Annotated in this window: 9 protein-coding genes and 1 tRNA gene; 6 read left to right on the forward strand and 4 right to left on the reverse strand. The window is 63.2% G+C overall.

The features are described 5' to 3' along the window. Window positions 1-204 precede the first annotated feature (204 nt). A tRNA-Met gene (locus tag VNT00_RS01805) sits at window positions 205-281 on the reverse strand. Window positions 282-529: 248 nt separating this feature from the next. Here VNT00_RS01805 and VNT00_RS01810 point away from each other — a divergent pair. The 4 genes from VNT00_RS01810 (at window position 530) to VNT00_RS01825 (ending at window position 6,517) form a co-directional block, all read left to right on the forward strand. Then, complete coding sequence (locus tag VNT00_RS01810) at window positions 530-2,257, forward strand: methyl-accepting chemotaxis protein (protein ID WP_325583909.1); 1,728 nt, start codon at window positions 530-532, stop codon at window positions 2,255-2,257. 208 nt (window positions 2,258-2,465) lie between these two features. Next, window positions 2,466-3,830: a 3-carboxy-cis,cis-muconate cycloisomerase gene (gene pcaB, locus VNT00_RS01815; protein ID WP_325583911.1), complete on the forward strand. Its 1,365-nt coding sequence runs from the start codon at window positions 2,466-2,468 to the stop codon at window positions 3,828-3,830. A 117-nt stretch (window positions 3,831-3,947) separates the two neighbouring features. Continuing rightward, window positions 3,948-5,213: a bifunctional 4-carboxymuconolactone decarboxylase/3-oxoadipate enol-lactonase PcaCD gene (gene pcaCD / locus VNT00_RS01820; protein ID WP_325583913.1), complete on the forward strand. Its 1,266-nt coding sequence runs from the start codon at window positions 3,948-3,950 to the stop codon at window positions 5,211-5,213. A gap of 113 nt (window positions 5,214-5,326) precedes the next feature. Continuing rightward, window positions 5,327-6,517, forward strand: a complete 1,191-nt coding sequence (locus VNT00_RS01825) for an MFS transporter (protein ID WP_325583915.1) — start codon at window positions 5,327-5,329, stop codon at window positions 6,515-6,517. Between the two features lie 8 nt (window positions 6,518-6,525). Here VNT00_RS01825 and VNT00_RS01830 read toward each other — a convergent pair whose 3' ends face one another. After that, the gene (locus tag VNT00_RS01830) at window positions 6,526-7,695 is read right to left on the reverse strand and encodes an ABC transporter substrate-binding protein (protein ID WP_325583917.1); all 1,170 of its coding nucleotides are present in this window, start codon (window positions 7,693-7,695) and stop codon (window positions 6,526-6,528) included. Window positions 7,696-7,857: 162 nt separating this feature from the next. Next, window positions 7,858-8,826: a LysR substrate-binding domain-containing protein gene (locus VNT00_RS01835; protein ID WP_325583919.1), complete on the reverse strand. Its 969-nt coding sequence runs from the start codon at window positions 8,824-8,826 to the stop codon at window positions 7,858-7,860. A gap of 123 nt (window positions 8,827-8,949) precedes the next feature. Between VNT00_RS01835 and pcaH the strand changes: the two genes are divergently transcribed. Beyond that, complete coding sequence (pcaH, locus tag VNT00_RS01840) at window positions 8,950-9,693, forward strand: protocatechuate 3,4-dioxygenase subunit beta (protein WP_325583921.1); 744 nt, start codon at window positions 8,950-8,952, stop codon at window positions 9,691-9,693. Further along, window positions 9,693-10,328 carry a protocatechuate 3,4-dioxygenase subunit alpha gene (gene pcaG / locus VNT00_RS01845; protein ID WP_325583923.1) on the forward strand — a complete coding sequence of 212 codons (636 nt, stop codon included), beginning with the start codon at window positions 9,693-9,695 and terminating at the stop codon, window positions 10,326-10,328. Before pcaH ends, pcaG begins: the two co-directional genes overlap by 1 nt. A 184-nt stretch (window positions 10,329-10,512) precedes the next feature. Here the strand turns inward: pcaG and VNT00_RS01850 are convergent. After that, window positions 10,513-11,137: IclR family transcriptional regulator domain-containing protein (locus VNT00_RS01850; RefSeq protein ID WP_325583925.1), on the reverse strand; the 625-nt coding region annotated here is incomplete at its 5' end.

Below are 11,137 nucleotides of genomic sequence, written 5' to 3' on the forward strand. Positions count from 1 at the left end.
AATGGAGATGCTCTCACGCAGAGCGTACGGGTTCAGGAATTTTGAGAATTACCGCATGAGAGTCTTGGCTCAGTGCGGTTGGAATGGTGTGATTAACCGAGTTTGATGAATGCCCAGATCCCCCGTTAATGGGGAAGAGCCTGAATGCCCAGATCCCCCGTTAATGGGGAAGAGCCCGTAAAGTCTTGATGCTAAAAGGAATTCTGGTGGCGCATCCCTGATTCGAACAGGGGACCTGCGGATTATGATTCCGTCGCTCTAACCGGCTGAGCTAATGCGCCAAAGCACGAAACTATACCATAAATTTTTAGGTGGCGGCAAAGCCACATTCGGAAAACAACGTCTTGGTCCAATGTAGCAATCTCTCAAGACAATGATCTATATCAAAAGCATGCTTGGCAATGTCTCCTAGAATTTGAGACACCAGTAACAAGAAGTCATCAGCCATGACAAACCGCTCTCCACCGCGCGCCGGCCCGGCCGAACCGCAAGGAAAGCGCCGAGACATCAACAGGACACGCTGCCTTCCATGCGCAAAAACCTTCCCATCACGAACGTCGAAACGAAAGTACGCGGCGACCAATACCTGATCTCCAAAACCGACCTGAAAGGCCGCATCATCTATGCCAATCCGGCGTTCATCGAAGTCAGCGGCTTTCACCGCGACGAGCTGATCGGCAAGGCGCACAACGTCATCCGCCACCCCGACATGCCGCCGGCGGCGTTCGCCGATTTGTGGGAATGCATGAAGGCCCGCAAGCCCTGGCTGGGCCTGGTCAAGAACCGGCGCAAGGACGGCGGCTTCTACTGGGTGCTGGCCAACGCCTACCCCGTCTGGGAAAACGGCGAGGTCACCTGCTATGCCTCGGTGCGGGTCCAGGCCAGCGAAGAACAGATCCGCGCGGCCGAAAGCTTTTACGCCGACCTCAATGCCGGACGCAGCCGCGGCTACGCCGTAGAAGCGGGCCAGCGCGTCAGCCGCGGATGGCGGCGGCTGCCCGAACTTGCCGCGCGCCCCTTTCAAAACAGCCTACGCGCCGGACTGTTCCGCATGTCCTGCCTGGCCGTCGCCGCCATCGCGGGCGCCAGCTATTTCGCCTTCACCGGCGGCGTGCCCCAAGAATGGGCATGGGCGGTCTGGCCGGGCATCGGCCTGGCGACGGCCGGCATGCTGGGCTACGGGTGGTCGCTTGCCGCCCGCGTGCTCGGGTCACTGGAAGACGCCGCGAGCGTGGCGCGGCAGATCGCAGCGGGCAATCTTTCCACCGAAATGCCGAAGGGCCGCAGCGCCGAGGTCGACAACCTGAACTTCTACCTGGACATCATGCGCAAAAGCCTGATCAGCATCGGCGGCGATGTGCAGCTTGGCGTCAACGCCACCGGCCACACGGCTCAAATCCTCTATGCCAACAACACCCATCTTTCGGCCCGCACCGAAAGCCAGGCGGCCTCGCTGCAGCAAACCGCCTCCGCCATGGAGGAAATCACCGTCACCGTCAAGCAGAATGCGGACAATGCCAGCGCCGCCGCCCGCCTGGCCAACGAAAGCATGCAGATCGCCCAGCGCGGCGGCAGTGTCGTCTCGGAAGTCGTCCACACCATGGACGGCATACGCGGCAGCGCCAACAAGATTTCGGATATCGTCACGCTGATAGAAGGCATCGCCTTCCAGACCAATATCCTGGCCCTGAACGCCGCCGTGGAATCGGCACGAGCCGGCGAGGCCGGGAAAAGCTTTGCCGTGGTGGCCGGCGAAGTGCGCAATCTGGCGCTCAAAAGCTCGCAAGCCGCCAAAGAGGTCAAGGCGCTCATCGACGACTCCACCGCGCGGATATCCATGGGAGCCGAACAGGCCTCGCGCGCGGGCGACACCATGCAGGAAATCGTCGAGTCGGTGCAACGCGTCACCGCTATCATGGCCGAAATCTCCACGGCGTCCGCCGAGCAATCCAGCGGGCTGCTGCAAATCAACCAGGCCATCGGACAAATGGACGGGGTGACGCATCAAAATGCCAACCTGGTGCAGGAACTGGGCCAAACGGTGCGCGCGCTGTCGGCCGAAGCTGACAACCTCGGCGAAGCCATCGGCGTGCTCAACACAGGGCTGCAAAAAGAAGGCCGGCCCTCCGCCCTGCGCTCCCAACCCCAAGCGCACAAGCCGAATGCCGGCGGCAGGCCGTCCAAAGCCCACGCCGCCTACCCTTCCCCCGCAGCCGGCCTTGCCGCCCGGGCCAACCACGTCCTGGCATCGTCTTAGGGCCTGTTAACACTTTCCGCGTTGGAAAGTGTTAACAGGCGCTAGCCCCCTTCTCGAAAAGAAAGCTCCCTCCCCGGCCCGGGCAAGCGTCCGAGCCGGAATAAAAAACGTCCGCTTGCTGCGCCCATGCGCCGCACTGGCGGCATGCACCCGTTACAATGTGGCGTTGGCCGCTCATGCGGCCATGTTCTAGCCAGACGGAGCCTTCGTGAGCGTTTCAATTTTCGACAGCTTTCTTACCACCACGGAAATCATCGACGTCTTCGACGACGCGGCCGTCATCCAGGCCATGCTGAAATTCGAAAACGCCCTGGCCCGGGCGCAAGCCGCCGAAGGCATCATTCCCGAATCCGCCGCCCAGGCCATTGCCCAGCACTGCGATGCGCAGCGCTACGACATTCCCGCCATCGTCGTCGCCAGCCGCCACGCCGGCAGCATGGCCATACCGCTGGTCAAGGAACTCACCAAGGCCGTCGCGGCGTCCAGCCCGGAAGCCGCCATCCACGTGCATTGGGGCAGCACCAGCCAGGACGTCATAGACACCGCAATGGTGCTGGTCACCCGCGATGCCCTGACGCAAATCGACGCCACCCTTACTCATCTCACGAACCGCCTGTTCGAACTAGCTGAACAGCATCTGGATACGCCTGTCCTGGCCCGCACCCTGATGCAGCCAGCGCAAGTCATCAGCCTGGGATTCAAATTCACAGGCTGGGCGGCGCCGCTGGTGCGCGCGCGCCAGCAACTGCGCACACAAGCCCGGCGTTCGCTGCAACTGCAGCTTGGCGGCGCGGTGGGCACGCTGGCCGTCATGGGCGGCAAAGGCCCGGCCGTCGTCAAGCGTGTTGCGGCCGAACTGAACCTGACCGAGCCGCAATCCAACTGGCATACGCAACGCGACGAATGGGTGCGCCTGGGGCTCGAAGTCGCCGTGCTGGCCGGCAGCCTGGGCAAGATCGCCAAAGACCTCAGCTTGATGGCGCAAGGCGAAATCGCCGAACTGTCCGAGCCTTCCGGCCAGGGGCGCGGCGGCTCGTCGGCCATGCCGCACAAGCGCAATCCCGTTTCGTCCATGATCGCGCTGGCCGCCGCGGGCCGCACGCCGCAACGCGCCGCCGCCCTGCTGGCCAATATGCCGCAAGAGCACGAGCGCGGCCTCGGCAACTGGCAGGCCGAGCTGGCCGAGTGGCCGGCGCTTTTCCTGAGCACCCAGGGCGCTCTTGCCGCGCTGCGCGAAGCCATGGACGGCCTGCAGATCGACAGCGGCCGCATGCTGCGCAATATCGACTCCCTGCAAGGCCTGGTTTTCGCCGAGACGGTCACTATCTACCTGGCCGGCGCCATCGGGCGCCCCCAGGCCCACCATCTCATGGAAACGCTTACCCGCCAGGCCGTGGCCGAAAACAAGACGCTGGAAACCGTGGTTTCCGCCGCTGTCCAGGCCGATGCCCAGCTACGCGAAAAAATCGATCTGGCGACGCTGCATACGCTGTTCGACCCCGTTGCCGCCACCGCCTGCGGCGCCAGCCTGGCCCGCCGGCAACTGCCCGAACTGCGCGCCGCCATGCATTAGGGCCTGTCAACAGGCCCCAGGCAGGCCATCGCAACGCCGCGCCCTCCAGATACGCGGCGGCACGAATGCCGGCACGACTCCACACCTAAATTTTCTTCATATCTCGACAGGACCACCATGAGCTACGATCCCTCCGACCTCGATCTCGAACGCGGCTTCAAAAACCGCCGTGAAATTCTGGGCGACGCCTGGGTAGAACGGTCGGTTTCCCGCGCCACCAACTTCAACGCCGAGTTCCAGCACCTGATCACGCGATTCGCCTGGAACGAAATCTGGGGCCGGCCGGGGCTGGAAAAGAAAACCCGCCGCGCCATGGTGCTGGCCGTCACCATGGCCCTGGGACGCTGGGAGGAATTCGAACTGCACGTGCGCTCGGCCCTGGTCGGCGGCGATCCGGACACCCGCCTGACGCCCGACGAGCTCAAGGAAATCCTCATGCAGACGGCCATCTACGCCGGCGTGCCTGCCGCCAACACGGGCTTTACGCACGCCCAGGAAATCCTGCGCGAGGTGGGTCCGCAAATCGGCTATACGCTGGAGCCCATGTCGCCGCTGGACGCCTTTCATCCGGGCAACGGCAAAGACCTGGTCACGGCCAGCAAGCCCGCCCTGCACTACAACCTGCGCAAGGCTCGCAACGGCGCGCCGCGCAAAACCATTGTGCTCAGCCACGCGCTGGGCTGCGACCTGACCATGTGGGACTGGCTGGCCAATATCCTGGCGGCCGACTGCGACGTCGTCAGCTACGACCATCGCGGCCACGGCGGCTCCGACGCCCCCGCCACGCTGTACACCATGCCCGAACTGGCCGCCGACGCCGCCCGCCTGGTGCAAGAGCTGGACTGCGGTCCGGTCGTCTGGATAGGGCTGTCCATGGGCGGCATGGTGGGCCAGGAGCTGGCCATCCGCAATCCCGAACTGGTACAGGCCCTGGTCATCGCCAATTCCACCTCAGCCTATCCCGACACGGTGCGCCAGGCCTGGCAGCAACGCATCGAAACCGTGCGCGCCGGCGGCATCGAAGCCATTGCCGACGCCGTCATGGAACGCTATTTCCACGACGAATTCCGCAAGGAAAGCGCCGGACTGGTGGCCGCGTTCCGCCGCCGCCTCACCAGCACCGACCAGGACGGCTACATCGGCTGCTGCAACGCCGTGGGCACCGTGGACACCACCGCCCGCCTGCCGAAAATCTCCTCACCGACGCTGATCATTGCCGGCGCGCTGGATCAAGGCGCCCCCGTGTCCATGTCGGAAACCATGGCCGCAAATATTCCGGGCGCCAAACTGGTGGTACTGGAAGGCGCGTCGCACCTGGCTGTGGCCGAACAGCCCAAGCCATTCGCCCAGGCCGTGGCCGAATTCCTCGCAGCGCTGAAATAGGCAGGCACGCCGGCTGCGCCCACCGGCGCGGCGGCAAAGAGCCGCCGTTGATCCGGCGCCCGGCAGCCCTCAGACTGGGCAAAGAAGCCAACGATCATAAAGGAAGCCCACAGGTGGCCAGTTCCATTCCCCGCGACAACTCAAGACCCGTCGCCAACCGGCAATTCCTGCTGGTGGCCTGCGCCGGGTTCGCCAGCATGGCGGGCATGCGCCTTTGCGATACGCTGCTGCCCGCACTGGCCCGATCGTTCGACGCCGGCGTCGGCGACGCGGCGGGCGCGGTATCGATGTTCGCCATCGCCTACGGCGTCCTGCAGCTCGTCTACGGACCGCTGGGCGACCGCTACGGCAAGCAGCGCGTCATCTGCCTGGCGGTGGCGGTTTCCGCCTTCATCAATCTTGCCCTGACCTTTTCACCCAGCCTCTCCATCTTGACAGGCCTGCGCTTCCTGGCCGGCGCGGCGGCCGCCGGCATCGTGCCGCTGAGCATGGCCCACATCGGCGACTCGGTTCCCTATGCGCAAAGGCAGCAGGTGCTGGCCAAGTTTCTCACGGCCACCATCATGGGCATGATCTGCGGCCAATGGGCGGGCGGCATACTTGCCGACACACTGGGCTGGCGGACTGGCTTCGTGCTGCTGACCTTGCTGTTCGGCGCCGTGGCGACCCTGATGGCGCGCCGCCTGCCGCCGGTTCCCGGCGCCGCCGCCCAGGCGGATCGCAAGGGCTACGGGGCGCAACTGATGGTGGTGCTGCGCACACCCTGGGCCCGGCGCATATTGCTGGCGGCGCTGATCGAAGGCTGCGTCGCCTACGGCGCTTTTGTTTTCATTCCGGTGCACCTGCACGAACGTTTCGGCCTGTCGCTGACCATGGCCGGAGGCGTCGTCGTGTTGTATGGACTGGGCGGGCTGGGTTACGCCATGAGCGCGCGCCGCATCGTGGCGCGGCTGGGCGAACCGCGCATGGTGCTGTGCGGCGGCGCCCTGATGGCCACGGGCTTCGGCGTGCTGGCCTTCGCCCCCTCGTGGACGTGGTCGATACCCGCCTGCGCGCTGGCGGGTTTCGGTTTCTACATGATGCACAATACCCTGCAGGCCAACGCCACACAGATGGCGGTGCAGGCTCGGGGCACGGCTGTGTCGCTGTTTGCCTGCAGCCTGTTCCTGGGCCAGTCCATCGGCGTCGGCATCGTCGCCCAACTGCTGGACAGCCTGGGCACCAGCGCGGCCTTCATTCCGGGAATGGTGGTACTGCCGCTGCTGGGCCTATGGCTGGCCTGGTCGATTCGACACCGCCGCTAAGTCGCAAATTACTTCTGCTTGCCCGGATCCTTGACGTCGCGGATGACGTCGAATTCGACGTTCTGCAGTTTGTCGCCCACTTTCTCGACCTTGCGGATATAAATGTTCTGGTCGATGTCGCGCGTTTCGGGATCGATGGTGATGGGGCCGCGCGGGCTTTCCCATTTCATGCCCTTGGCAGCGGCAATGAACTTGTCGCCCGTGGCGTCACCGCCGGTTTTCTTGAGCACGGCATAGATGAGATGCATGCCGTCGTAGCCAGCCACCGACATGAAGTTGGGGCGCTTGTTGGGATAGGCCTTGTAATACGCCTGCGTGTAGGCCTTGTTCTCGGGCGACTTGTGGTCTTCGGAATAATGGAAGGAGGTAACGACGCCGACCGCCGCTTCGCCCATGGCGTCCAGCACGTCTTCGTCGGTCAGGTCGCCGGTGGAAATCAGCTTGATGCCGTCCTTGGCCAGGCCGCGTTCTTTATAGCCCTTCAGGAAGGCAACGCCCTGCTCGCCAGCCGGAACGAACAGGAAGACGGCATCGGGCTTGGTGTCCTTGACCTTTTGCAGGAAGGGAGAAAAGTCGGGATTCTTGACCGGGGTGCGCACTTCGCCCACGATTTTCCCCCCGCCCGCGGTGAAGGTCTTGACGAATTGCTTTTCGGCATCGTGGCCAGGGCCGTAGTCGGCCACCACGGTATAGACGGTCTTGATGCCGTTTTTCAGCGCCCACGTGGCGATGGGAGCGCTGACTTGCGGCAGGGTCATGGAGGTGCGCACAATGTACGGCGATTTTTCGGTGACCGACGACGTGGCGGCGTTCATGACCACCATGGGAATCTTGGCCTGGGCCGACAAAGGCCCCACGGCAAACGCCGAAGGCGTCAGGCCGAAGCCGGCCAGGATGTCGACCTTGTCCTTCACAACCAGTTCTTGCGCGGCGCGCTTGCTGAGCTCGGGCGCCACGCCGGTGTCGTCCTTGACGATGAGCTCGACCTTGCGATCGCCGATCTTGTCGCCATGCTCGGCCATGTACAAATGGACGCCGTTCAATATTTGCTGGCCATAGCCGGCAAACGGGCCGGACATGGGCAGGACCATGCCGATTTTCAGGTCGTTGGCCGCATGCGCGGCGCCGGCCGCGCCGAACGCCAAGGCGACGGCGATCAGTGATTTCTTCATTTGCATGGAAATTTCTCCTGGCTATTATCTATTATCGTTATGCCCGATCCGGGCCGGTATTACCCTGGCGATCAAAAACCGCCAAGGCAAGGGGCGAAAGTTCTTGGAATAAACATTTATTCGCGTAAAGAACATGATGTAACAGATTAGTGTCGGCCCTTGCCTTTGTCAACGCGGCGAATCAGCCAATCGCCACGACGTCCCAGGGGCCCGGCGCAGCACGGCGGTTTCCCGAAGTATGGTCATCAAGGTCTTGGCCGACGGCCCCAGGCTGGTATCGCTGCGATGCAAAAGCCCCACCGGCTCTTCCGTGCCTTCCAGTTGCACGGGCAATATCTGCAGCAGGCCCATATCGACGTCTTCGCGCACCGCCCCCATGGGGGTGAACCACAGGGAATCGGACTGCAGGGCGATGAGCCGGGCGATCGATACGGACAGGGTTTCGAAGCAGCTGGCCGGCAGCTTGAGCCCGCGCGCCTGCAGATGGCTTTCGGTGTTGTGGCGAGGCACCGTGCCCTTGGTGGACACGATAAGGGGATACTGGATGACCTCGTTCAGCGAAAGGCCGGTCTGGGCGAGAACGGGGTGGCCCTTACGCGCCACCACCACCAGCGGCTCCACGTACAAGAGCTCGAACGACACGCCGACCATCATCTTGGGGTCGGCCATTCTTCCCAGGGCGAAATCCACTTCGCCAGCCTGCAGCTTGTCGAGCAGCGGCGCGTTGGCCGCCACCTGGATATCCACCCCGACCCCAGGCCGGGCGCGGCGGAACTCGGCCAGCGCTGGCGGCAGCAAATCGGGCGCCACGGTAGGCAGGGCCCCTACGTAAACCGCTTCGTGCTGGGTTTCGCTGTCGGCGCCCACGGCGCGCCTTGCGCCGTCCAGCGCATCCAGCACCGAGACGGCATGGGTAAGAAATGTCTGCCCATCGCGCGTCAGTCGCGCGCCGAAGCGGCCCCGCTCGACCAGGCGCGCTTCGACCAGGCTCTCCAGTTCGTGCAGGGTCTTGGAGACGGCAGGCTGGCTCAGCAAAAGCTTGTCGGCCGCCTTGCCCAGATGCTGCTCCTGCGCCACCGCGACGAAGCACTGGATATGCCGCAGCCGGATGCGGTTCGCAAAATTGTCGACTTTCATGATTCCATAACTTCAGATTATTGAATAATGCATGTTAATTCAATTTACATGAATATTTTTTAGTCCTATCATTCGGCCACTGAGTCGCTGGACGACGCAGGCAGAATCCACAGGAGAATTCCCATGACCACCCCAACCGAACAATTCGGCGAGTTCTATCAGCGCGACCGGACCATTCATCCGGCCGCCTATACGCCCGGCTACAAAACCAGCGTTCTGCGCTCCAACCAGAAAGCCCTGATCTCCCTGTCGAACAGTCTGTCCGATATTACCGGGCCGCAATTCAGCCCCGACGAACTCGGCCCCCTGGATAACGACCTTATCCTGAACTACGCCAAAGACGGCATGCCCAACGGCGAGCGCATCCTGGTTCACGGCTTCGTGCGCGACGAAAACGGCAAGCCCGTGCCCAACGCGCTGATCGAAGTCTGGCAAGCCAACGCCTCGGGCCGCTATCGCCACAAGAACGACCGCTACGTCGTCGCCCCCATCGACCCCAATTTCGGCGGCTGCGGACGCATGCTCACCGACAAGAACGGCTACTACTTCTTCCGCACCGTCAAGCCGGGCCCCTACCCCTGGCGCAACAACATCAACGACTGGCGCCCCGCCCACATCCACTACTCGATCCAGGCATCGGGTTTCGCGCAGCGCCTGATCACGCAAATGTACTTCCAGGGCGATCCCCTCATTCCGGGCTGTCCCATTGTGCGTTCCATCAACAACGAAGAGTCCGTGCGCGGCCTCATCGCCCAGTTGGATCGCAATGCCTTCGCGGCCATGGACAGCATGGCCTACCGTTTCGACATCGTGGTACGCGGATCGCGCGCGACCTTGTTCGAGAACTATGTCCAAGGAGCCAAATAATGAGCGACATCAGCACCCCCGTCTACCTGAAGGAAACCGCTTCCCAAACCGCGGGTCCATACGTCCACATCGGCCTGGCTCCCAAGCAGGCGGGCTTCGACATCTTTGAAAACAACTTCGGCAATGTGCTGGTCAAGCCCGAAACCAAGGGCGAGCGCATCACCATCGAAGGCCGCGTCATCGACGGCAGCGGCGCCGTCATCAAGGACGTCCTGCTCGAAATCTGGCAGGCCAACGCCGCCGGCCGCTACAACCACCCCGCCGACCAGCAGGCCGACAAGCCCCTGGACGAGAGCTTCCGCGGCTGGGGCCGCGCGTGCACCGACTTCGAAAGCGGCATCTACACGTTCGAAACCATCAAACCCGGTTCGGTCACCGGACGCAACGGCAAGCCCATGGCCCCGCACATCAATGTCTGGATCGTGGCCCGCGGCATCAACATCGGCCTGAGCACCCGCATCTATTTTTCCGACGAGGAAAAAGCCAATGCCGCCGATCCCGACCTGACCAGCATCGAATGGGTCGAACGCCGTAAAACCCTGGTCGCCCAGCGCAGCGAAAAAGACGGCAAGGTGGTCTACACCTTCGACGTATATCTGCAAGGCCCCGACGAAACCGTGTTCTTCGACGTCTGATTCCGGGCCGGGCGGATCCTGCGCCGTGAAGCGCGCACTGCGCGCTTCAGCAGGCCAAGGTCTTCCCTCGCCGATCACGCCGCCGTGTATTATTGGCGCAATAGAAAGGCCAGCCTGAAAATCGGGCTGGCCTTTTTGTTTCGCGCAACGCCTCCCGGCGCAGCTATCCTGCTTATAGCTATGACTATTTGCGCGCCCCCATCAGCATATTGATCCTGGCGGCGGCGGCCAGCAGCCTGGGCAGGCTGACCTGCAGCAAGTGCTCGGCGCTGCTGGTGCTTGCGTGACCGCTGATATTGATGGCGGCAACCACCCTGCCCGCATGATCGTAGATGGGAGCCGCCATGGAAACCAGGCCCGGCTCGAGCTCTTCGACGACCAGGCTCCAGCCCTGAACCCGCACTTGCTCGATGGCGGCAAGCAGCTTTTCGGGGTCGACGATGGTATTTGGCGTATGCGCCACCAGGTTCATGCCGGCAATACGCTGGCGCAGTTGCTCCGGCGCCAGGCCGGCCAACAGCACCCGCCCCATCGACGAACAGTCGGCCGGCAGCCGGCTGCCCACCCCCAGGTTGATCGACATGATCTTGTGCGCCGGAATGCGCAGCACGTATACGATTTCATTGCCGTCCAGCACCGCCGCCGAGCTGGACTGGCGCAACTCTTCGACCAGGGCCTCCATGACCGGCTGGGCCTGCGTCCAGACTGGCAGCGACGTCAGGTAGGCAAACCCCAGTTCCAGCACCTTGGGCGTCAGGCGGAACAGGCGGCCCTCGGCCGCCACATAGCCCAGGCTGAGCAAGGTAAGC

This window comes from Eoetvoesiella sp. (assembly GCF_035555955.1).
In the GTDB taxonomy this organism is placed as follows: domain Bacteria; phylum Pseudomonadota; class Gammaproteobacteria; order Burkholderiales; family Burkholderiaceae_B; genus Eoetvoesia.

What these genes read in the sequence shown, in the direction of transcription:
- VNT00_RS01810 (WP_325583909.1), top strand. Translation starts at nt 530, where the DNA reads ATGCGCAAAAACCTTCCCATCACGAACGTCGAAACGAAAGTACGCGGC.
- pcaCD (WP_325583913.1), top strand. Translation starts at nt 3,948, where the DNA reads ATGAGCTACGATCCCTCCGACCTCGATCTCGAACGCGGCTTCAAAAAC.
- VNT00_RS01830 (WP_325583917.1), bottom strand. Translation starts at nt 7,695, where the DNA reads ATGCAAATGAAGAAATCACTGATCGCCGTCGCCTTGGCGTTCGGCGCG.
- VNT00_RS01835 (WP_325583919.1), bottom strand. Translation starts at nt 8,826, where the DNA reads ATGAAAGTCGACAATTTTGCGAACCGCATCCGGCTGCGGCATATCCAG.
- pcaH (WP_325583921.1), top strand. Translation starts at nt 8,950, where the DNA reads ATGACCACCCCAACCGAACAATTCGGCGAGTTCTATCAGCGCGACCGG.
- pcaG (WP_325583923.1), top strand. Translation starts at nt 9,693, where the DNA reads ATGAGCGACATCAGCACCCCCGTCTACCTGAAGGAAACCGCTTCCCAA.